The sequence below is a fragment of the Streptomyces sp. BoleA5 genome, assembly GCF_000373665.1.
Lineage (GTDB): Bacteria > Actinomycetota > Actinomycetes > Streptomycetales > Streptomycetaceae > Actinacidiphila.
The window spans coordinates 573,104-593,633 of sequence record NZ_KB892091.1 but is presented as its reverse complement, the minus strand read 5'-3'; the positions used below and the strand labels follow the sequence as shown (position 1 = coordinate 593,633).

Genomic DNA, 20,530 nt, shown 5'->3' with positions numbered 1-20,530 from the left:
GCAGCCCACGCGGCGACGGACCCGCGGGGAACCCTCGGTGACAAACCGGGAGCGGTCACGGCGCAGTTGGCCCGGCCACGGCGGCGGGGCCCGCCCGGCCCCGCCCCGGCCCCCTCCGTGGCACCCACCCCGGCCGCGGAGGCGCGGCCCGGGCCAGGTAAGAACGTGCCGTGACCTTCGCACTCTCCGCCCCCCGGCGGTCCTGATGCCCTCGCTCGACCCGGCGCAGTGGGCCGTGGCGCTGCTCGCCCTCTTCCTCGTCGGCTACTCCAAGACCGGGGTGTCCGGGGCGGGGACGGTGGGGGTGGCGCTGTTCGCGCTGGTCCTGCCAGCCAAGCTGTCCACCGGCGTGCTGCTGCCCCTGCTGCTCGTCGGCGACGTGGTCGCCGTGGCCGCCTACCGCCGGCACGCCGACTGGGGCCGGCTGGTCCGGCTCTTCCCGTGGGTCGTGGTCGGGGTGCTGCTGGGCGCGGTGGTCGTCGACCGGGTCGACGACGCGCGGATGCGCGAACTGATCGGCGCGCTGCTGCTGTCGATGCTCGCCGTCCACTGGTGGAGCCGGCGCCGGGGCCCGGACGACCCGGTCGCCCAGCACCGGGCCGTCGCCGCGGGCGCCGGGATCCTGGCGGGCTTCGCCACGATGACGGCCAACGCGGCGGGCCCGATCATGGCGCTGTACTTCCTGGCCGTGGGGCTGCCCATGCTGGGCTTCCTCGGCACCAGCGCGTGGTTCTTCCTGCTGCTCAACGCCTTCAAGGTGCCCTTCAGCGCCGCCCTGGGGCTGATCACGCCCGACACCCTCCTCTTCGGCGCGATGGCCGCCCCGGCGGTGCTCGCGGGTGCCGTCGCCGGACGCGCGACCATCAGCCGTATCAGCCCGAAGGTCTTCGAGCGCGTCACGGTCGCCCTGACCCTGCTCGCGGCGATACGGCTCGTCACCCTTTGAACGCGGCCGGGGCGGGGACGGAGGCGTGCGACGGGGTGTGGCGCCTCAGGCGACGATCGCGGCGATGAGGCGCCGGCAGCGCTCGGCCATCTCCTGCGCGGACTCGCCGGGATGGTGGATCCACCAGGTGACCAGGGTGCTGACGGTGCCGGTCCACAGGTGCTTGAGCGCGTCGCAGTCCAGCGGGTCGCCGATCCCGCGGGCGGCGAGGAACTCCGCGCTGCCCGCGGCCGCCAGCCCGTCGATGGCGGCACGGTGGCGCTCGGCCGCCTCGCGCAGCGCACCCGTGGCGGGCAGGGTCCGGTCGTACAGCACGAACCAGGCGTGGCGTTGCCCCTCCAGCGTGCCGAAGATCGCGCCGAGCACGGACAGCGGCGTCCCCAGCGAGGTCGCACCGGGGACCAGCGCGCCGTCGAGCGCGCGGGTCAGCGAGCCGGCGACCCGCTCCAGGGCCGCGGCGTACAGCGCGTCCTTGGACCCGAAGTACTGGTACAGCAGGGGCTTGGTGACCCCGACCCGCTCGGCGACGGCCGCCATCGACGCGCCGCCGTAGCCGCGGCGGCCGAACTCCTCGACGGCCGCGGTGAGCAGTTGCTCCTCGCGCTCGGCGCGGGGTACGCCCTTGGTCCCGGCGGTACGGGTTCGCGCGCTCGCCACGTCCGTGATTGTAGGCAAGGAACTGACCTTATGGTCAGTTCGCCTCCCGCAGGATATGACCCGGTGGTAATTTACTCGCTGGTCATATCGCACCGAGGCGAGGGGCGGGACACGCATGACGCACGCCGGAACACGCTCGTGGTGGGGGTGGGGCACTATCGAGCACGCGGTGCGCGGCGCCGAACGCACCGCGCTGACCGACCGGGTGGCCGGACTGCTCCCGGACGCCGACCTCAGCGTCCACCTCCCCCCGGACGTCGCCTCCCTCGCCCTGCCGCCCGTACGGGTCACGGCGCCGCGGTCACTGGCCCACCTGTGCTCCGCCACCCCGCACGACCGCGCCGCGCACACCCACGGCAAGGCCTTCCGGGACGTCGTCCGCAACCTCCACGGCGACCTGCGCCACGCCCCCGACCTCGTCGCCCGCCCCCGCACCGAGCAGGACGTCGCCGACCTCCTCGACTGGTGCACCCGCGAGGGGATCGCCGTCATCCCCTTCGGGGGCGGCAGTTCCGTCGTCGGCGGCGTGGAACCCCGCCTCGCCGGCGGCCGGCCGGCGGTGACCCTCGACACGGGGCGCCTCGACCGCGTCCTGGAGGTGGATCCCGTGAGCCGGTCCGCCCGCATCCAGGCCGGTGTGCTCGGCCCGCACCTGGAGGACCAGCTGCGGCCCGCCGGACTGACGTTGCGTCACTTCCCGCAGTCGTTCGAGTACTCCACCCTCGGCGGCTGGCTGGCCACCCGGGCGGGCGGACACTACGCCACCCTGTACACCCACATCGACGACCTCACGCAGGCGCTGCGCGTCGTCACGCCGTCCGGCACCGGTGAGTCCGGGCGACTGCCCGCCTCGGGCGCGGGGCCGTCCCCCGACCGGATGTTCCTCGGCTCCGAGGGAATCCTCGGGGTCATCACCGAGGCCTGGATGCGCCTGCAGCGACGCCCCCGGTGGCGCGCGAACGCCTCCGTCCACTTCGCCGACTTCACGGCCGCCGTCACCGCCACCCGCGCCCTGGCGCAGTCCGGGCTCCACCCGTCCAACTGCCGTTTGCTGGACCCCGCCGAGGCGCTCGTCAACGCGGGCGTCACCACCGGCGGCAGCGTCCTGATCCTGGCCTTCGAGTCCGCCGACCACCCGCTGGGGCCCTGGATGGACCGCGCCCTGGAGCTGTGCCGTGACCACGGCGGCAACGTGCCCGCGCCGGCCCGCCACACGGACGCGGGTGCGGACGGCGCAGACGACGCGGGGGCCTCCGCCGGGACCGACCGCTCCTGGCGTTCGTCCTTCCTGCGCATGCCCTACCAGCGCGACGCCCTGGCCCAGCAGTCCCTGGTCGTGGAGACCTTCGAGACCGCCTGCACCTGGGACCGCTTCGAGGAACTCCACGCGGCGGTCACCCACGCCGCGAACGAGGCGATCCGCACCGTCTGCGGCACGGGCGTGGTCACCTGCCGCTTCAGCCATGTCCACCCCGACGGGCCCGCCCCCTACTTCGGGGTCTACGCCGCGGGACGCTGGGGCAGCACGGTGGCCCAATGGGACGACATCAAGGCCGCCGTCTCCCAGGCCATCGCCGACCACGGCGGCACGATCACCCACCACCACGCGGTCGGCCGCGACCACCGCCCGTGGTACGACACCCAGCGCCCCGGTCCCTTCGCGGCCGCCCTCACCGCCGCCAAGTCCGCCCTCGACCCGGCGGGCATCCTCAACCCGGGCGTCCTGCTGCCCGCGCGTTGAGAGCGAAGGGCCGCTCGCGGGCAGGCAACCTTCAGCCGACGCAGCCGCGATGGAGGGTACGACCGCCACCATGGCGCCTTCCGCGCCGTGCTCGACGCCGACCCCTTCGCGAAGGGCCTGGTGCGGCTGCTGAGGTCCACGAAGTGGATGCCGGCGCACATCGTCCTGCCTCCGGCGGGCGGTATGCGGACCACGATCGACGGCGAACTGGCCGAGGTGGCCCGGGCGCCCGACGCACTGGTGCGCGCCGAGCTGGAGAAGTCGGTGGCGCACAGCCGGGAGGAGCACGACCTCGGCCGGCTGACCGGACGCGACTGGGCCGCCAGGACCGCCGAGCTCTTCCGGCGCACCTGGACCGCGCACGTCGCCGCCGACTGGCCGCGCCGTCGCGCACTGCTGGAGCGGGACGTCACCTACCGGGCCGGGCTGCTCGCCGCCTACGGCTGGCCCCGCGCCCTGGAGCAGATGAACCGGCACAGTGCCTGGGTCGGCGCGGACGTGATTCGCTTCAGCCACCAGGGCTCCCCGGACCGGGTTGTCGGCGACGAGGGCATGCTGTTCGTGCCGGTCGCCGCCGTGTCCCGGGGCACGTGGCTGTGCGAGGCGCCGCCCGCGTCGTACGCGCTGGTCGACCCGGCGCGCGGAGCCGCCGCGACCGCGGGCCGCACGGGGCCCGGCCACGCTCTGGGACGCCTCATCGGCACCGGCCGTGCGGCGATCCTCCACGAACTGGGGCGCCCCGCCACCACCAGCGAGCTCGCCGCCCACCTCGGCCTGTCGCTCGGCACCGTCGGCGGCCACCTGGCGGTGCTGCGCGACGCCGGACTGGTCACCGGCACCCGTGTCGACCGCCGCGTGGTCTACCGGCGCACCGCCTCCGCCGACCTCCTCGCCGGAGGCGCGGACGGCTGAACGCGGCACTCCCCAGGCCACGGGGGGAGACCTGGGGAGTGTGCGGAGATCATCGCCCCTCGAACGGTTGTGCGTCAAGTCGGTGATGAAGAAGTGGCGTTGGGCATCGCCGGGTACGCCAATCGATGTTGGGGCGACGACCTTCGGACCGCGCAGGGTTGATACGGTCCAGGTCGCCGGGGGACGGCAACTGCGGGTGCCCGGAGGGAGACCGGATCATGGGGGGCGTACCGGGGGAGGAGTTCGAGGCGTACGCGCGGATGCTGGACGAGGTCTCGGCGACGGGCCGGCGGCTGAGACGGGACGAACTCGACGCGCTCCGCGCCTCCGGCGGGCGCGCGAGCGGCGGGGGGAGCGGACTGCGCGGCCTCGTCGGCGCGTACGTGGCGGCGACTCGCGACGCGTGGGGCACACTGCGCGGCGTGGCGGCCGCCGACACCGCCACGGAGGTGCAGCGGGCCGGTGAGGCGGTGCTGACCGCCCTGGACGCCGCGGTGCTCGCGATCGGCGAGGGCCACCAGCGCGGGCAGCGGCTTCTGGTCCGTCAGGACGAGGCGGCCCGTGGGGAGTTCGTCGACGACCTGCTGTACGGGCGCAGCGACCCGGGACGCCTCGCCGAGCGCGCCGAGCGCTTCGGGCTGCGGCTGGGCCGCGGGCACGCGGTGGCGGTGGCGCGCGGCGAGGACGCCTACGAGGACAGCCAGCCCGTGGTGCGGCGCGTCGAGCGTGAACTGGTGGGCCGCTTCGGCCACCGCGACGTCCTGGTGGCCGGCAAGGACGGCCGGCTGGTGTGCATCGCGCCCGGCGGCGAGCGCGCCGTCTTCGAGGCGTTCGCCGACACGGCGCTGCGCCCCGGCCCCGGGTACGGTGCCGCCCGCCGCGTCGCGGTCGGCCGAACCCACTCCGGTACGAGCGGCATCGTGCGCAGTTACGAGGAGGCCCTGGGGGCGCTGGACGTCGCCGACCGGCTGCGGCTGCATGCCCCAGTACTGCGGGCCGAGGAACTGCTGGTCTTCCCCGTGCTGATGCGGGACCGGGCCGCCATGGCCGACCTCGTCCACAGTGTTCTGGGGCCGCTGGAGCAGGCGCGGGGCGGGGCCGGACCGCTGCTGGAGACGATCACCGCGCACGCCGAGGCCGGGCACGTCAACGCGGAGGCCGCGCGCCGGCTCGGCCTCGGCGTGCGGACGTTCACGTACCGCCTGGAGCGCATCAAGGTACTGACCGGCTACGACCCCGGCGACCCGCTGCACCGCTACACCCTGGAGACCGCGGCGATGGGCGCGCGGTTGCTCGGCTGGCCCGACCTGCCGCTCTAGTTCCGGGCGTACCGCCGCCGGCAGGCCGTCAACAAGGCGCCAACAAGGCGTCAACGCTGCCGGGAACCGGCAATGCGCACGGACCGTCCGCCCTGCCATCATCGTCATGGCACCGACAACGGAGCCACCGCACGAAGCGGGGGAGGGCGGGGGCCCTGCCCGTTCGGCTTCGCGCTCGTGAGGCCATCGGGGACCGGGGGAGCGTCCTGACGGATGGCCTGGACGTCGACGCCCCCGGCGGGGGACACGGGGGCACGGGGGAGAGGGCGTCGACGCCCGTCACGGTGGCTGCGGGGCGGAGGGCTTCGCCGACGCCGCCCGCTACGGGGTTCAGCCCGGCGTGCGGGCGGAGGCGCCGGGCCGGGTGTAGGCCTGCCGGGGTGCCAGCGCGTCATGGCCGCCGGCGCAGACGACGACCGCCTCGACGGGCTCGTCGCAGTCGCGGTGGCGGACCTCCAGGGGCGGGCCCTCGGGGTCGGCGGTGTACCGGTCGCCCCACTGCTTGAGGGCGATCATCGCGGGCCACAGGTCCCAGCCCTTGGGCGTGAGCCGGTACTCGTTGCGGGTACGGCTGCCCGGCTCCCGGTACGGGACGGTGTCGAGGATCCCCGCGGCGACCAGCTTGCGCAGCCGGTCGGCCAGCACCGCCTCGGACAACCCCATGTGCCGGCGGAAGTCGTCGAAGCGGCGCACGCCGTTCATGGCGTCCCGCAGCACCAGCAGCGACCACTTCTCGCCGACGAGGTCGAGGGTGCGCTGCACCGTGCAGTTCTCGGTACTGGTGTCCAGCCAGGTCATGCGGTCATCGTAGGCTGGCTTCGGCGTTGACATCCAGATGTGCGGCTGGCTAACTTCGTATGTCAAAGTCAGTCGGTCAGGGAGGGAACGCCCCATGGCGAGGTCGCGCACGTTCGAGTGGGGGGACCCCAAGGTCTCCGCGGCCGCGGTCGGCCGCACGAGCGGTCTTGAGTTCCTGCGCGACGTGCTGGCCGGGCGCCTTCCCGCGCCGCCCATCGCCTCGACCCTCGGCTTCACCCTGGAGGAGGTCGAGGAGGGCCGCGCCGTCTTCGCCATGGAACCGGGGGAGGAGCACTACAACCCCATCGGCAGCGTGCACGGCGGCGTCTACGCCACCCTCCTCGACTCGGCCGCCGGCTGCGCCGTGCAGTCCGTCCTCCCGGAGGGCATGGGCTACACCTCGCTCGACCTGAACCTGAAGTTCCTGCGCCCGATCACCGTCGACACCGGCAAGGTCCGCGCCGTAGGCACCGTCCTCAACCAGGGCCGCCGCACCGCCCTCGCGCAGGCCGAGCTGTTCGACGCCACGGACCGCCTCCTCGCCCACGCCACGAGCAGCTGCATGCTCTTCCCCGTCCCCGCACGCTGAGCGGGCTCCCGTGCGCGGGCACGGGAGCAGGGCGCCGGGTGCCCCCTGGTCCGACCCGGCAGGCGCCCCGACCGCCTCCGCCAGGCTGCGGAACCCTTCCGGGCGGGCCCGCCCCGCGTCAACCGGCCGCATGCGGTTCCCGCTGCCTGCGCTCACACGTCCGGGCGCGCCTCGCGTGCGGCACCGGCCGACGCCGCCACCACGCAGAGCACCGCGATCCACTGCGACACGTGCAGCGACTCCTGGAGCACGACGATGCCGAGCAGCACCAGCGCCGTGGGCGGGATCGCCCCGTAGGCGCGCCCGGACCGCGCGGTCAGGGAGGGGCGGGGACGCCGGCCCCGTTCGGTGCCGTCGGCGTTCATGGTGGCCACGCGTGGATTGTCGGGCACCGCTCGCCGCGTGGCAGATGGTCTTCCGGCGCCGCCGGGTCGCGGAGGCCGACCGCGTCGTGCCGCCAGAACGGCTCGGAGTAGACGAGGGTGCCCGTCATCCAGGGTTCGTACGCGGGGAGCGTCATCGCACGGAAGGCCGCGTCGGGGATGCGCAGGGACGGCTTGCGGAAGCCGTGGTCACCGGCGGGCAGGAACCCGAGGCGTGCGTAGTAGGCGGGATCGCCCTCGACGAAGACCACGGGCACCGCCCGCGCGGCCAGGGTCCGCAGGCCGTGCCGGACCAACGCCGCGCCGATGCCGGTCCGTTGATGCCCGGGCAGGACGGCCAGCGGGCTGAGCACCCGCACGTCGACCAGCCGCCGCGGGGCGTCGAGCAGGCCGCGGGTGAACATGACGTGCCCGACGACCCGTTCGTCGTGCTCGGCGACCAGCGAGAGTCCGTCGGCGGGCGTGACGCTCCCGCGCAGGGTGTCCACCAGACCGGCCACGACCGGGCCGTGGCCGCCGAAGGCCCGGAGATGGACGTCCCGCACCGACTCGGCGTCCCCCGGCAGTTCCTCACGAAGGTCCATGCCCGGAGGGTAGGTTCCCGTCCCGGCCGGCGCACACGGTTTTTGAGCCGGAGGGGCGACCCCGGGGAGCGACCCGTCAATCGACCGGCCGGCGTGCCCGCTGCACCTCCCGGTGGACGGCCCAGGCGTCGGCGACCGGGCCGAGGTGGCCCAGCTTGTCGGGGTTGAGCACCGTGCGGACGGCCTGGACCCTTCCGTCGAGCATGTCGAGGACGAGGGTGTACAGGACCCTGCCGTCCCGGTCGCGGAAGACCGCCCCGGGCTGGCCGTTGACCTCGCGCGGCTCGAACGTCACGTCGACCCGGCTCAACAGGGGGAAGACCGCGCCCAGTACCCGGGCCACGTTCTCCGCGCCCACGACGGCCCGCGCCAGCTGCGGTGCCCTGCCGCCGCCGTCCCCGACGAGCTGCACGTCGGCGGCGAGCAGTTCCCGGAGCGCGCCGACGTCGCCGTCCTTCAGCGCGCCGAAGAACCGCCGCGCGAGCTCCTGCCGTGCCCCGCGGTCCGCCGCGAACCGCGGCCGCCCGGCCTCCATGTGCCGGCGCGCCCGGACCACCAGCTGACGGCACGCCGCCTCCGAACGCCCCACCGCCTCGGCCACATCGCCGAAGCCGAAGCCGAACACCTCGCGCAGCACGAACACCGACCGCTCGAGCGGGCTGAGCCGCTCCAGCAGCAGGAGCGCGGCCATCGACACCGAGTCGGCGAGCTCCGCCGAACGTGCCGGATCCTCGTACGGGTCGCTCAGCAGCGGCTCGGGGAACCACGGTCCGACGTACTCCTCCCGCCGCACCCGCGCGGAGCGCAGTACGTCGATCGAGACGCGTGTCACCGCGGCCGACAGGAACGCCTTCGTCGACACCGGCCGGGTCGACGAGGCGTCGAAGCGCAGCCACGTCTCCTGCACCGCGTCCTCGGCCTCGCCCACGCTGCCCAGGATCCGGTACGCGATCGAGAACAGCAGCGGCCGCAGCTCCTCGAAGTCCTCCACCTTGCTCACACCCGACCCCCTTCCCCCGGTCCCGGTCAGTGGAACCGGCCGGGCTCGTAGTCACCCGCCGGCTGCCGGGCGATGACGTTCAGCCGGTTCACCGCGTTCATGAAGGAGACCAGGAGGACCAGGGTGGTGAGCTGCTCGCCGTCGAAGTGCCGGGCGGCCCGAGCCCACACCTCGTCGCGGACCCCGGCGCCCGCGTCCGCGATCCGGGTGCCCTCCTCCGCCAGTTCCAGCGCGGCACGCTCGGCCTCGGTGAAGACGGTGGCCTCCCGCCACGCCGCGACCAGATGCAGCCGTACCGCGGTCTCGCCCGCGGCGGCGGCCTCCTTGGTGTGCATGTCGAGGCAGGCGGCGCACCCGTTGATCTGGCTGACCCTCAGCGCGACGAGCTCCTGCGTCGCGGCGGGCAGCGACGACTCCTTGAAGGCCCTGCCCACCGCCATGAAGTGCTTGAGGGCCCGGCCCGCGGTCGGGTCGGCGAAGTAGTCGAGTCGCGCGTCCATGGTGTGCTCCTCAGGTGTCGTGTCCGGCGTCGTCCGGCGTCGTGCGGCGTCGTGCGGCGTCCGTGGCCGTCCACGGACTCACCTCCTGGGACGAGGCAGCCCGCGGCCCTGTGACACGGCCTGGTGTGAGCTGCGTCTCCAAGCTGAGTAGGCGTACTCATGCGCCCTCGTGCCGCACCTCGCGACCCTGGGGGCATGACAGACCTCACCGTCCCCGTCCGGCGTTTCGGCCTGCCCGTGGCGGCCGCCGCCTTCGCGCTCGCCGCCCTGGTGGTGTCCGGGATCCAGCCCCGTGACCGCGGCACATGGGTGCTGGAGACCTTCTGGATCATGATCGGGCTGCCGATCGCGGTCGCCCTGCGCCGCAGGTTCCCGCTGACCGGGCTGCTGTGCGCGCTGCTCGCCCTGCACGCCCTGGTCCTGTCGGTGGGGGGGCACTACACCTACGCCCAGGTGCCGTTCGGGGAGTGGCTGCGCGACACCCTGAACCTGTCGCGCAACCCCTACGACCGGATCGGCCACCTCATGCAGGGCTTCGTGCCCGCCGTGCTGGTCCGCGAGGTCCTCGTCCGCACCTCGCCGCTGCGCGGCAGCAGGTGGCTCGCGCCGCTGACCGTGTGCGCCTGCATGGCCTTCAGCGCCTTCTTCGAACTGCTGGAGTGGTGGGCCGCGTTGATCGGCGGCGACGCCGCGGACGCCTTCCTCGCCACGCAGGGGGACGTCTGGGACACCCAGTGGGACATGTTCTGCGCCCTGGTCGGTTCCGTGCTGGCGCTGCTCCTGCTCGGCAGGGTGCACGACCGGCAGCTGGACCTCCTCGAGCCGCGCGGCGACCGGTAGCGGGCCGAGGCGGAAGCGGGACCGCCACGGCCCGGCCACGGGTCGTCGTTCACACGAGCGGCTGGCCGCCGTCGACCCGCGAGGGAGACCCCGGTCATGAACGTGTTCGTCATCGCGAACACCACGGCCTGGGCGACGTCTTGCGGCGTGCCGCTCCGCCGCGCGGGACTGCTCCCGGACAGGCGGGCGAAGAGCTCGGACTTGCCCGCGTCGCCCAGTCCGTCCCATGCGCCGGTGTCGATGGTGCCGGGCGACACGGCGTTGACGCGGATCGGGGCGAGCCGTCGTCACCCCCGAGGGCCTGCGGGAGACCTCCCGGTGGCACACCGAGTACGGAGGGAACGCCGCCCTCGCCGTGATCGCGGCCGAGGCCGTCGCGCTGCTCGGGAGTCCCGGCCGGCTGGGGCTCCTGCGGCGCTGCGCCAACCCGGAGTGCTCGATGCTGTTCCTGGCGGGGAACAGCCGCCGCAAGTGGTGCACCGGCAACATCTGCGGGAACCGGACGCGCGTGGCCCGCCACTGCCGACGCAGCCGCGCCGGTGGCACCGCGCCCGGTTGAGCCGCCGGCTCCCGGCAGGGCGCCCCGGCGGGGTCACGCGGCTCAGGCCAGGACCCGGCCGAGGAAGCCCCGGATGTGCTCCGTGACCGTCTCCAGGTGGCTCTCCAGCGCGAAGTGCCCCGACTCCACCAGGTGGACCTCGGCGTCCGGCAGGTCCCTCCGGAAGGCGCGGGCACCGTCGGGTCCGAAGATCTCGTCACGCTCGCCCCACACCGCCAGCAGCGGGACCCGGGAGCTCCTGAAGTACTCGTGGACCGCCGGGTACGCGTCGATGTTGCGCGGGTAGTCGCGGAACAGGCTCAACTGGATCTCGGCGTTGCCCGGGCGGTCCAGCAGCGCCTGGTCGTGGACCCAGTTGTCGGGACTCACCAGGCTCTGGTCGTCCACCCCGTTCAGATACTGCCAGCGTGTGACCTCGAGGGTGAGCGCTACGCGCACCGCGGCCTCGGTCTCGGGGTTCGGGTCCTCGGCGTAGGCGAACAGGCCGTCCCAGAAGGGCCTCGCGAAGCCCTCCGTGTACGCGTTGCCGCTCTGGCTGACGATCGCGGTGATCCGCCGCGGGTCCGCCAGCGCCAGCCGCCATCCGATGGGGGCCCCGTAGTCCTGGACGTACATGGCGAAGCGGTCCACGCCGAGCTGTTCGAGCAGCCCGGAGGTGACCTTCGTGAGGGCGTCGAAGGTGTACGGGAAGTCCGTCACCGCCGGCATGGCGGACTGGCCGAAGCCGATGTGGTCGGGGGCGATCACCCGGTAGCGGTCGGCGAGGGCGGGGATCAGGTTCCGGAACATGTGAGAGCTCGTCGGGAAGCCGTGGAGCAGCAGCAGGACGGGGGCCCGGGGGTCACCGGCCTCCCGGCGGAAGACCTCCAGGCCGTCGACCTCGACGGTGCGGTAGTGGACGGTGCCGGTCATCTCGGGCCTCCTCGGGCGATGCGATCGGGTTGTGTGTCCGCTGGCCACCTGCGGACCGCCGAGCCGCACGGGCCTAAGCGGTCGGGAGGGCGGCGGCCGTGTTGACCTCGGGGAGCCCCCGGCCGCGCAGGTCGGCGACGAACCGCCGGACCAGGGCGTCGGAGGGCGTGAGCGTGAGTGCCACGATCTCGCGGTGGACACGGGGCTCCAGCCGCCGGACGACCGCCGCCGGGCGACCCGCCAGGGCGGAGACCGGCACCAGGGTCACCCCCATGCCCGCGCCCGCGAGCTGGGCGGCGGTGCGCGGGCTGCGGGTGCGCAGTACGGGTCTGAGGCTCACCTGGTGCGCCGCGGCGAACCGGTCCACCCAGACCGCCATCCCGTTGTCCGGGTCGTAGTGCACGAAGGGCTCGTCGGCGAGTTCCTCGAGCGCGACCGACACCCGCGAGGCGAACGGATGGGAGGCGAAGGTGACCACCACGATCTCCTCCCGTCCCAGCGTTTCGACATGGGCCGTGGTCGCGGTGGGTTCCGGGCCCACGACAAGGTCGGTGGCGCCGTTCATCAGGTGCTCCACCATGCGGTCGGCGCTGGTGAACTCCGCCAGTTCCAGCCGTACCCCGGGGCGGCGCGCGTGCCAGCGCCGCAGCACCGGCACCAGGAGCCACGCGGTCATGGTCTCCGCGCAGGCGATCCGCAGCCGCCCGTCGTTGCCCGCGCCGACCTGCCGTCCGACGCGGACGGCCCGGGCCGCGGCGTCCAGCGCGATCCGGGCCTCCTCGGCCGCGGCTCGTCCGGCCGCCGTCACCCGCACACCGCGGGCCAGCCGCTCGACGACGGGGGTGCCGAGCTCCCGCTCCAGTGCCGCGACCTGGTGGGAGAGCGCCGGCTGGGACATGTGCAGGGAGGCCGCGGCCCGGGTGACCGAACCCTCGTCGACCAGGGCCACCAGGCACTCCAGTGCCCGCAGTGTCGCCATACGTAAAATCTATCCGAACTGTTCGAAACGTACACAAGCCGAAAACGACCCCCGCGTGACGGCGGGCCCCGTTGCGTCCTGTGGGCGCGCACGAGCCTCCGCAGGGACGCCGGCTCCCCGCGGCTCATGCCGCTCGGCGGAAACCTCGCTCCCGCACCACCCAGGTGTTGCCGTCCGGGTCGGCGAAGCCGACGAGGCCGGCGTAATCACGGCGCTCCGGGTCCACCCCGGGCCGGAAACCGCCCCGCCATTCCCCGAACGGCCATTTGTGCCGCACCTCGCGGCCGTCATGTCGGCTCCGTGGTGGGGGTGTTCACCTATCCGCGGGACCGTCCGGAGCTGCTGCAGCCCCGGGTGTCGCCCCGTTACCTCCGGACGCAGCGGATCCGGCCGCTGACCGGTCTCGCCATGTACGCGGTCTGCGGCATCGGCGGCTGGTTCATCGCCCCCGTAGTGGGAGTGGTCTGCATCGCCGTGGTGATCCTCTCCCACGCCCTCACCTGCGAGGGCCTCCACGAGGGCCCCCTCGGCAGGCTCCTCGGGCCGGCCGGGCGGCGGTGAGCCGCGGCGGACCCATGGCCGCGCCCCCGGCCGGACCGGGGTCCGGCCGGGGGCGCGGCGCCCGCGGCTACACCCACCTGCAGGTGAGCCACTTCTCGGGGTCGTAGAGGTCCTGCGACGGGTAGCGTTCGACTATGGGGACCACTTCGGTGGTGTCCTCCGGCCGGACGCGTGCGGGCAGGGCGCCGAAGCGGGCCTGCCGCGTCGCCGCGCCGCTGTCCGCGGCCACGACCACCTTCACGACCTTGACCGCATTCTGCGTGTTCGGCATGCCGGTCCTCTCTCTCGCTGCGTCGTCCTCAGAAGACCTGGAGGAAACACCCGCAGGCGACGGTGACGATGGCCACGGCCACCGTGGCCACTTTCATGACGTTGAGCACCTTCACGGGAATCCTCCGGTGGGGGATCGGCGGAGTCGGATACCACCGCGGCTGATGCCGACGGTCGCACAGTCATCGTCACCTGTCAAGAAGGTGACGACCTTCCGGCCGGGGACGGCCCCCGCGACACGACGCGGACGTCACGGCCGGTAGACCGACTGCGACTGCTGGTACGCCTGGACTCCCTCCGGGCCGGTTCCCGTACGGGGCCGCTGGACTTCACGCCCCCGTACGGGGAGCCGATGTCCGGCATCACGTATCCGTTCATCCCGACGGTGCCGCTGCGGATGCGCCGGGCGACGCTCGTGCCGTGCTCGGGGCCGGCGTTCCGCCCGCGGGCCCGCTGACCCAGTGCCGTCGCGCGCCCGGAGCCGCCCGCAGACGCCGGCGGGCGGGACCGCTGCTCGCGGTCCCGCCCGCCGGGTGGTGCGCCGGTGCGTCAGCGCAGACCGAACGCCCGAGTGATCGTCTGAGAGACGGTGTTGCCCGCGTCGTCCCGGGCGGTGACCCGGAGCGTGGCGAAGCCCGCGGACTTCGGGGCACGCAGATCCGTCCGCCAGCCGTCACCGCGGCGGTCGAGGCCGGCCCGCTGCCAGGTCTTCCCGTCGTCGTAGGAGACCTCGAGCGAGGGCTTCCCGATGGCGGCGGTCGTGCCGGGCAGGTGCGAGGCGGTCACCGTCAGCCCGGCGTGCCGGTCGGCCCGGCCGGCCTTGTCGGTGTCCACGCCGTAGTCGAGCTGGATCAGCGGCAGGGACACCGCCGACTCGCTGCCCGTGACCGCGGAGGTGAAGTTCCACTCCGTCAGTGTGTGCGTCGAGTACGGGGCTTTCCATTCCGCACGGTCGTTGTCGACCACCAGCCGGTAGGGCAGCCGCTCGGGGGCGAGCCCCGTGACGGGCAGGTACTCGGCGTTGCCCCAGTCGAGCTGCCGGTCGCCCTGGTAGAGCGACATCCAGTCCTTCACCTTGAAGTTGGCGTAGGCCTCGCCGACGTGGCCCGAGCCCGAGTCGCCCCAGCCGGGGGCCGGGATGTACACCCCGTCGAGGTAGCGGACCGGCTGGTAGCCGATCGGGCCCATCCGGGGCCGCTGGATCGGGCCGAACCAGCTGACCTCGCCGGTCTTCCCGGCCGGGTAGCGCAGGAGGTCCATCGAGTGCTGCCCCGTCTCGCCCGCGATGAAGGCGTCGTCCAGCCAACTGGCGTCTGCGGTGACCCAGTCGGTCCGGTCGCCCTGGGCGGGAGCGGTGAGCTGGTTGCCGACGACCCAGCCGCGCCAGACGTCGGGGCGGAACTCCAGCGCCTTGCCCTGACGGTGATTGCGGAAGGAGACGTCGACCTTGCCCAGGTCGCGCCGGGTGACGCGCCAGGTCGGATCCGCCGGTACCGCGCCCGACCAGTGGTGCACCACGTCGTAGACGTAGTCGGTCGTGGGGTTGGAGGTGACCTTCAGCCTGACCGTGCCGCGCCCGAGCGCTCCGATCAGGTCGGCGCCCTGGTCGGCGTCGAGGGTCGCCACCGTCAGCGGCGCCGGGCTCTCCGGGCTCCACGGGGACTCGTCCCACGGCTGCAGCCGGCCGATGCCGTCGTTGACGACGACGAGCACCTGGGCGCCCGCCGCCGCGGCGGCCTCCGCCTGTGCCTGGATTCCGGCCGGGTCGCCGCCCCGCACCACCACGGCCTTGCCGCGCGGCTTGAGGCGGGCCAGTTCGGCGGCCGTGCCCTCACCGGCGTAGACGGCCGTGAGCGTGCGGGTGCCGGCGGGCAGCGGCTCGGCGCCGCGCTTGACCAGCGGGTCGGCGTAGGTCTTCGTCGCCGTGCCCACCGTCAGCGCCGGCTGCTCCAGACGGAAGCGGGCACCGAACTCGAACTCGCCGTCGGTCACCTTCTTGCCGGTCGGGAGTGCCCAGATGCTGTCGTACGTCTCGTTGGGCAGCATCGAGGACTCGACGAGGCTGTCGCCGAACGAGCGGTGGACGTCCAGGCGCGGGGCGACAGCGGTGGTCTGCTGCGGGGCGCGCGCCAGGATCTGGCGCATCCTGCGGCCGTCGAGGGTGACGGTGCGGTCCTGGTCCAGGCTCACGTCGTTGAAGGGCAGCAGCGCCATGCCCAGGGAGTGCGGGCCGCCCGCCCCCTGGACGTCCGCGGTGAGCCACCCGCTGTAGGTGCCGACGGGCAGCCGCGCGGTGCCGGTGCCCGCCTCGTCGAGGTCGATCGTCGTGAACAGGCCCTTGGCGGTGAGCATGACCCGGCCCGCCAGGGGCTTGCCCGAGCGGTCCTTGGCGTTGACCGTCAGCGTCTGCCGGCGGCCCTCCTTGGCGGCGCCGATCAGGGTCCGGGCCCGGACGGTTCCGGTGCCGTCCGTGCCGGTGATCATGCCGCTGACCGACTGGTCGAGCGGCAGCCGGTCCAGCTCGGCGGTCAGGGACACCGTGGCGGTGCCGTGCGCCGGGACGGTGACCCTGTCCTCGGAGAGCGTGAACAGCCCTGCCGGGGCCTTCGAGTCGATCGCCAGGTCCAGGCCGACCGGTGCGCCGCCGGTGTTGGTGTACGTCACCTTCCGGACGTCGGTCTCGCCCGGCTTCTGGGGCCAGGCGTAGAAGCCGGAGAAGGCGCTGACGGTCGCGAAGACCGACGTGCGGACGGCGGCCGGCGCGTCCAGCCGGCCCGCGCCCGCCTCGTAGGGGGAGTACGACGGGGTGGCCTTGGCGCTGCTGACCAGCGCCTCCTTCAACTGCGGGCCCGTCCAGTCCGGGTGGGCGGCGGCCAGCAGCGCGGCGGCGCCCGCGACGTGCGGCGTCGCCATCGAAGTGCCGCTCATCGTCGTGTAGTAGCCCGAGCCCCGCTTGTAGTGGGAACGGGCCGCCAGGATGTCGACGCCGGGCGCGGTGATCTCCGGCTTCAGCCCGGCGTCGCCGTCACGCGGGCCGGTGCTGGAGAAGTCGGCCAGCCGGTCCGCGGAGTCCACGGCGCCGACGGTCAGTGCGGAGTCGGCCGCGCCGGGGCTGCCGATGGAGTGCGGGCCGCTGTTGCCCGCCGCGATGACGAACAGCGCGCCGGTCTCGCGGCTGAGCCGGTCGACCGCCTGGCTCATCGGGTCGGTGTGGTCACCGCCGCCGCCCAGGCTCATGCTGATGATCCTGGCCTTCTGGTCCTGGGCCGCCCACTCCATGCCGGCGATGATCCAGGACTCCTGGCCGCTGCCCTCGCTGTTGAGCACCTTGCCGATGTCCAGGCGGACACCGGGGGCGACGCCCCGCTCCTTGCCGTCCGACGCGCTGCCCGTACCGGCGATCGTCGAGGCGACGTGCGTGCCGTGACCCTGGTAGTCGAGGGTGTCCGGCTCGTCCGGGATGAAGCTGGCGCTGGTGTCGATCCGGTCGGCGAGGTCCGGGTGTTCGGCGTCCACGCCGGTGTCGAGCACCGCGACCTTGACGCCCTCTCCGGTGTTGCCCTGCGCCCACACCTCCGGCGCGCCGATCTGCGCCGTGGAGTCGGCCAGGTCGGCCTTCACCTTGCCGTCGAGCCAGATCTTGGCGATCCCGCCCGCGAAGGAGGGTTTCGCCGAGCGGGCCGCGGCACCGGAACCCCCGGTGAGCGCGGACCAGAACTTCGAGGCCTGCGCGCGGTCCTGGGTGACGGCCGCGCCCTGGACGCTGTCCAGTCGGCGGACGACCTTCGAGCCGGCCATGGCCGGCAGGGTCCGGGACCGGGCCGCGGAGTCGGTGTAGCCGACGATGAGGGGCAGGCGGGCGGAGTGCGCGTCGTCGTAACCCTCTGCGATCAGCTTCGTCACGTTGAACAACTGCTTGTCCAGCGTGCCGGCGCCGACGAAGGGCAGGGCCGCGTCGGGGTAGACGTATGTGGCGCCGTCGACGACGGCGCGGTGGAAACCGGTGGTGGTCCCGTTCACGCCCTCGAAGGACCGGACGGCGGTGCCGTCGGGTGCGGTGCCGATGGTGACCTTGTCACCGGTGATCAGGGTGACGGTGTGCGTGCCGCCGTCGCCGGGCGGGCGTTGTGCGGCACCGGCGGCGGGCCCGCGACCGGCGTGGTCCGCGGATACGGCGGCCGTGGCCGGTATGACCCCGAGTGCCAGGGCGGCGACCACGCCGAGCGCGATCGCCCCGGGCCTGGGCCGGGGGATGTGAACCGTGGGCAAGGAAACTCCTCAAGCCATGTGAAGAGTGGACGGCCATTGATCTTGGAGGCGGCCGCGTCCCGCGCTCAAGGGAATCCAGGCGTCGTTCTTGTGCCATGGCACAGTTGTGTCATCACGGGACCGCCCGAAAGGCGTCGTGTGCCGACAAGACCCGCTATGGCCGGGAGTTCGGGGACACGGCGAGACCAGGATGCGGCCGGTAGGCGTCCGCGGGCAGCATGGTGCGCTGCCGGATCTGCTGTGGGACGACGTCCAGGACCTCTTCGACCCCGACCTGACGGGGGCTCTGCCGGACGTCCACCTGCCCGGCACCATGGCCGAGGACTGGCGGGCGGTGTTCGATCTCGTCCGGTCGCGCGGATGGGCGTGGACGTACTTGGAGGGAGGCGTCGCCGGACGGCTGCCCCGGGCCGCCGAGGTCCTGGCACGTCAGGAGGGCGCGGAGACGGCGATGCCGCCTGTCTCGCCGGTTCCCGGTGCGCTTGCGGTCTTCCGGCTCCTCTCGGCCGGCGAAGTCGGCTTCGACGTCGACCTCCGCGAACTGCGGGGTCGAAGGGGCATGGACGTCCTGTGCGCCTTCTCCGGGCCATCGGCCGCCGGCCGCGTGCTGCTCCTGGTGGACCCCCGATCCGGGCGGTAGCGGACGCGTCGTCACATGTGCTGTGACAACGCCGGTGTCGGCTTCCACGCCGAGGGCACCCGGCGCCAGACGTCCGCCGACGGACACGAACTGCGCCTCGCCGTCAACTACCTGGCACCGGTACTGACCCGGGAACTCCTCCCGCTGCTCCACCGCGCGGCGCCCTCCCGGATCGTGAACGTCGCCTCCATCGGCCAGCAGCCGCTCGACCTCGACGACCCCGAGCTCACCCGCGCCTACACCGACGTCGCCGCCTACTGCCGGTCCAAGCTGGCGCTCATCTGCCACAGCCTCGACCTCGCCGGGGAACTCTCCGGCACCGTCATCACCGTCAACAGCGTCCACCCGGCGACCTACATGCCCACCGCCATGTCGCGGCGCTCGGGGATGGAGGTGGTCGACTCCCCGGAGCAGGGCGTCGCCGCCACCCGGCGCCTGGTCGACGCGCCGGAGACGGCGGGCGTCACCGGTCGGTACTTCGAGGGCGGGAAGGAGGCCCGGGCGGCCGCCGAGGCTTACGACGCGGAGTACCGGAAGCGCCTCGCCGAGGTCACCGCCTCACTGCTCTGACCCGGCGGAGCCGGGTCAGAGCGCAGCTTGCCGTTTGCTCCGTGGATGTGCAGGAAGCAGTCGCGCCACACGCGCAGGGAGGGCTCTCGACCCTCCGCGTCCTCGAGGGTGAGCTCCATCTCCCGCAAGGCCTTGACGACGGCCGAGAGCCGTCGGCCGTCTGGGTCCGTGCCGCCGACGGCCGCCGCCGGCGCCTCGAAGTGGGGCCGGACGGCCTCCCGACCCGGCTCGGGGGTGAAGCGGAGCAGGATGAACGGCATGTCGCAGCCGTCATGGCCGAGGTTGCCGATCACGGTGTCCCCCCGCACCAGCCGCCACGTCATCGAGCCCCCTGTCCGCGACGAATGCGTTCATCGGGATCCGACGGCCCGGATCCCGCGCCTCCGCGTGCCCGGCAGGGGGTTTGGGTCACCGCCGCCCGGGCACGCGGCCGGTGAGAGGTCGTGGAGGTGCCGAGATGAGCGCGGGAGAGAAGACCAAGGCGAAGATGGAGCAGGTCGTCGGGAAGTCGGTGCGGAAGGCGGCCCACGCGATGCACAAGGAGAAGCTCGCGGCCAAGGGCGCGGCCCTCGAATCGCGCGGCAAGATGCGGGGTGCGAAGGAGAGGACCAAGGACGTCTTCAAGCACTGATGAATGAACTACGGGCGCCGGGCGAGTCGCCCCCTTCGTCAGGAAGCCTCGCCCGGCTGCTCCGGGCCGAGTGCGGCCGCCAGGAAACTCTCACGGTCGACGAGGGCACGGTCGATCTCGCCGGTCGCGACGAGCTGGCCCGCGTCGTCCACGGCCCGGACCCGGAAGGTGAGGCGGCGCCCGGTGGGGGAGGGTGGCGGGTCCGCGGAGACGTCCACCTTGCCGCCGACCGGGGTGGCGCGGACGTGCTCGACGCGCAGCGCCGTCCCCACCGTCGTCTGGCCGGCCGCCGTGAAGGGCGCCGCGGCGTGCACCGTCTCCGCCTCCAGCCAGGCGATCAACTGCGGTGTGGACAGGACGGGTACGTCGCCGCTGCCCACCGTCGTCGCGGTGTCGGCATCGGTCACCATATGACGCATGGCACCACGCTAGCGCGCCGTCGCGAGGCGGGCGACGAGGAGGCCTAGTGACCCGCGGCCCCCGCCGAGTCCAGCCAGCCGGCGAGGACGGCCGCCTCACTGTGGTCGACGTCCTTGGTGGCGGTCAGCAGGGTGACCCGGTCGTGGGCGGCGAGGTCGCGCAGGTGCTCGACGGCGGGCCGGTGATCGGAGTCCTGCAGTTCGGCGATGTACCGGTCGCGGAACTCGGAGAAGCGCTCCGTGTCGTGGTGGTACCACTGGCGCAGGTCGGAGGACGGCGCCACGTCGCGGAGCCACTCGTCCAGGTGGGCCCGCTCCTTGCTCACGCCCCGGGGCCACAGCCGGTCGACGAGCACGCGCTTGCCCTCCTGCGCCGAGGAGTCCTCGTAGATCCGCCGGTAGCCGAACCGTCCGGCCATGGCCGTCGCCGCCTTCCCGTGGTCGCCGGGCC

24 protein-coding genes and 1 pseudogene are annotated in these 20,530 nt (G+C 73.5%); 11 read left to right on the top strand and 14 right to left on the bottom strand.

Annotated elements, in window-relative coordinates; all coding sequences use genetic code 11:
• The first annotated feature begins 205 nt into the window (after nucleotides 1-205).
• Nucleotides 206-946 carry a sulfite exporter TauE/SafE family protein gene (locus B085_RS0106550; RefSeq protein WP_018557765.1) on the top strand — a complete coding sequence of 247 codons (741 nt, stop codon included), beginning with the start codon at nucleotides 206-208 and terminating at the stop codon, nucleotides 944-946.
• Nucleotides 947-991: 45 nt separating this feature from the next.
• On the opposite strand, the gene B085_RS0106545 is transcribed toward B085_RS0106550, so the two are convergent.
• Complete coding sequence (locus B085_RS0106545; protein WP_018557764.1) at nucleotides 992-1,603, bottom strand: TetR/AcrR family transcriptional regulator; 612 nt, start codon at nucleotides 1,601-1,603, stop codon at nucleotides 992-994.
• Nucleotides 1,604-1,718: 115 nt separating this feature from the next.
• On the opposite strand from B085_RS0106545, the gene B085_RS0106540 reads away from it, so the two are divergent.
• The 3 genes from B085_RS0106540 to B085_RS0106530 all read left to right on the top strand — a co-directional run bounded on the left by B085_RS0106540 (nucleotide 1,719) and on the right by B085_RS0106530 (nucleotide 5,575).
• On the top strand, nucleotides 1,719-3,344 hold the full coding sequence (locus B085_RS0106540) for an FAD-binding oxidoreductase (RefSeq protein WP_026250747.1): 1,626 nt from the start codon (nucleotides 1,719-1,721) through the stop codon (nucleotides 3,342-3,344).
• 87 nt (nucleotides 3,345-3,431) lie between these two features.
• Nucleotides 3,432-4,256, top strand: a complete 825-nt coding sequence (locus B085_RS0106535) for a helix-turn-helix domain-containing protein (RefSeq protein WP_018557762.1) — start codon at nucleotides 3,432-3,434, stop codon at nucleotides 4,254-4,256.
• Nucleotides 4,257-4,474: 218 nt separating this feature from the next.
• A complete protein-coding gene (locus tag B085_RS0106530; protein WP_018557761.1) occupies nucleotides 4,475-5,575 on the top strand; it encodes a PucR family transcriptional regulator in 1,101 nt (366 codons plus the stop codon).
• A gap of 330 nt (nucleotides 5,576-5,905) precedes the next feature.
• Here B085_RS0106530 and B085_RS0106525 read toward each other — a convergent pair whose 3' ends face one another.
• Nucleotides 5,906-6,373: a winged helix-turn-helix transcriptional regulator gene (locus B085_RS0106525; protein ID WP_018557760.1), complete on the bottom strand. Its 468-nt coding sequence runs from the start codon at nucleotides 6,371-6,373 to the stop codon at nucleotides 5,906-5,908.
• 94 nt (nucleotides 6,374-6,467) lie between these two features.
• Between B085_RS0106525 and B085_RS0106520 the strand changes: the two genes are divergently transcribed.
• Nucleotides 6,468-6,962 carry a PaaI family thioesterase gene (locus B085_RS0106520; protein WP_018557759.1) on the top strand — a complete coding sequence of 165 codons (495 nt, stop codon included), beginning with the start codon at nucleotides 6,468-6,470 and terminating at the stop codon, nucleotides 6,960-6,962.
• Nucleotides 6,963-7,114: 152 nt separating this feature from the next.
• Here the strand turns inward: B085_RS0106520 and B085_RS50520 are convergent, their stop codons facing one another.
• From B085_RS50520 to B085_RS0106500, 4 genes are all read right to left on the bottom strand, one after another.
• Nucleotides 7,115-7,336 carry a hypothetical protein gene (locus B085_RS50520; RefSeq protein WP_018557758.1) on the bottom strand — a complete coding sequence of 74 codons (222 nt, stop codon included), beginning with the start codon at nucleotides 7,334-7,336 and terminating at the stop codon, nucleotides 7,115-7,117.
• Complete coding sequence (locus tag B085_RS0106510) at nucleotides 7,324-7,929, bottom strand: GNAT family N-acetyltransferase (protein ID WP_018557757.1); 606 nt, start codon at nucleotides 7,927-7,929, stop codon at nucleotides 7,324-7,326. The genes B085_RS50520 and B085_RS0106510 overlap by 13 nt, the downstream gene beginning before the upstream one ends.
• A gap of 76 nt (nucleotides 7,930-8,005) precedes the next feature.
• Complete coding sequence (locus B085_RS0106505) at nucleotides 8,006-8,929, bottom strand: RNA polymerase sigma-70 factor (RefSeq protein WP_018557756.1); 924 nt, start codon at nucleotides 8,927-8,929, stop codon at nucleotides 8,006-8,008.
• Between the two features lie 26 nt (nucleotides 8,930-8,955).
• On the bottom strand, nucleotides 8,956-9,429 hold the full coding sequence (locus B085_RS0106500; protein ID WP_018557755.1) for a carboxymuconolactone decarboxylase family protein: 474 nt from the start codon (nucleotides 9,427-9,429) through the stop codon (nucleotides 8,956-8,958).
• Between the two features lie 195 nt (nucleotides 9,430-9,624).
• Here B085_RS0106500 and B085_RS0106495 point away from each other — a divergent pair, with 195 nt between their 5' ends.
• Complete coding sequence (locus B085_RS0106495; protein ID WP_018557754.1) at nucleotides 9,625-10,269, top strand: DUF2238 domain-containing protein; 645 nt, start codon at nucleotides 9,625-9,627, stop codon at nucleotides 10,267-10,269.
• Nucleotides 10,270-10,415: 146 nt separating this feature from the next.
• On the opposite strand, the pseudogene B085_RS51860 reads toward B085_RS0106495, so the two are convergent.
• Nucleotides 10,416-10,526 (bottom strand): annotated as a pseudogene (locus B085_RS51860) (short-chain dehydrogenase); the annotation flags it as partial.
• 98 nt (nucleotides 10,527-10,624) lie between these two features.
• Here B085_RS51860 and B085_RS0106490 point away from each other — a divergent pair.
• Entirely contained in the window at nucleotides 10,625-10,828 is a 204-nt protein-coding gene (locus tag B085_RS0106490) for a CGNR zinc finger domain-containing protein (RefSeq protein WP_018557753.1), read from the top strand.
• Between the two features lie 42 nt (nucleotides 10,829-10,870).
• Here the strand turns inward: B085_RS0106490 and B085_RS0106485 are convergent, their stop codons facing one another.
• Both B085_RS0106485 and B085_RS0106480 read right to left on the bottom strand, forming a co-directional pair.
• The gene (locus tag B085_RS0106485; RefSeq protein WP_018557752.1) at nucleotides 10,871-11,740 is read right to left on the bottom strand and encodes an alpha/beta fold hydrolase; all 870 of its coding nucleotides are present in this window, start codon (nucleotides 11,738-11,740) and stop codon (nucleotides 10,871-10,873) included.
• Between the two features lie 73 nt (nucleotides 11,741-11,813).
• Nucleotides 11,814-12,719, bottom strand: coding sequence for a LysR family transcriptional regulator (locus tag B085_RS0106480; RefSeq protein ID WP_018557751.1), 906 nt, complete (start codon nucleotides 12,717-12,719; stop codon nucleotides 11,814-11,816).
• Nucleotides 12,720-13,019: 300 nt separating this feature from the next.
• On the opposite strand from B085_RS0106480, the gene B085_RS0106475 reads away from it, so the two are divergent.
• Complete coding sequence (locus B085_RS0106475; RefSeq protein WP_018557750.1) at nucleotides 13,020-13,280, top strand: hypothetical protein; 261 nt, start codon at nucleotides 13,020-13,022, stop codon at nucleotides 13,278-13,280.
• 67 nt (nucleotides 13,281-13,347) lie between these two features.
• On the opposite strand, the gene B085_RS41500 is transcribed toward B085_RS0106475, so the two are convergent.
• Both B085_RS41500 and B085_RS0106455 read right to left on the bottom strand, forming a co-directional pair.
• Nucleotides 13,348-13,551: a hypothetical protein gene (locus tag B085_RS41500; RefSeq protein ID WP_018557749.1), complete on the bottom strand. Its 204-nt coding sequence runs from the start codon at nucleotides 13,549-13,551 to the stop codon at nucleotides 13,348-13,350.
• Nucleotides 13,552-14,099: 548 nt separating this feature from the next.
• A complete protein-coding gene (locus B085_RS0106455; RefSeq protein ID WP_018557747.1) occupies nucleotides 14,100-17,819 on the bottom strand; it encodes a S8 family serine peptidase in 3,720 nt (1,239 codons plus the stop codon).
• 190 nt (nucleotides 17,820-18,009) lie between these two features.
• Here B085_RS0106455 and B085_RS41495 point away from each other — a divergent pair, with 190 nt between their 5' ends.
• Nucleotides 18,010-18,459, top strand: coding sequence for a hypothetical protein (locus tag B085_RS41495; RefSeq protein WP_018557746.1), 450 nt, complete (start codon nucleotides 18,010-18,012; stop codon nucleotides 18,457-18,459).
• Nucleotides 18,460-18,474: 15 nt separating this feature from the next.
• Nucleotides 18,475-19,029: an SDR family NAD(P)-dependent oxidoreductase gene (locus B085_RS41490; protein WP_018557745.1), complete on the top strand. Its 555-nt coding sequence runs from the start codon at nucleotides 18,475-18,477 to the stop codon at nucleotides 19,027-19,029.
• Here B085_RS41490 and B085_RS41485 read toward each other — a convergent pair.
• Nucleotides 18,975-19,352, bottom strand: coding sequence for a hypothetical protein (locus B085_RS41485; protein WP_018557744.1), 378 nt, complete (start codon nucleotides 19,350-19,352; stop codon nucleotides 18,975-18,977). The two genes, B085_RS41490 and B085_RS41485, sit on opposite strands and share 55 nt — an antisense overlap.
• A gap of 134 nt (nucleotides 19,353-19,486) precedes the next feature.
• On the opposite strand from B085_RS41485, the gene B085_RS49925 reads away from it, so the two are divergent.
• Nucleotides 19,487-19,660, top strand: coding sequence for a hypothetical protein (locus B085_RS49925; protein WP_018557743.1), 174 nt, complete (start codon nucleotides 19,487-19,489; stop codon nucleotides 19,658-19,660).
• A gap of 38 nt (nucleotides 19,661-19,698) precedes the next feature.
• Here B085_RS49925 and B085_RS0106430 read toward each other — a convergent pair whose 3' ends face one another.
• Both B085_RS0106430 and B085_RS0106425 read right to left on the bottom strand, forming a co-directional pair.
• Nucleotides 19,699-20,079 (bottom strand): thioesterase family protein, encoded by a 381-nt coding sequence (locus B085_RS0106430; RefSeq protein ID WP_026250746.1) that lies wholly within the window; start codon nucleotides 20,077-20,079, stop codon nucleotides 19,699-19,701.
• A gap of 44 nt (nucleotides 20,080-20,123) precedes the next feature.
• On the bottom strand, nucleotides 20,124-20,498 hold the full coding sequence (locus B085_RS0106425) for a DUF488 domain-containing protein (protein WP_026250745.1): 375 nt from the start codon (nucleotides 20,496-20,498) through the stop codon (nucleotides 20,124-20,126).
• Nucleotides 20,499-20,530 lie beyond the last annotated feature (32 nt).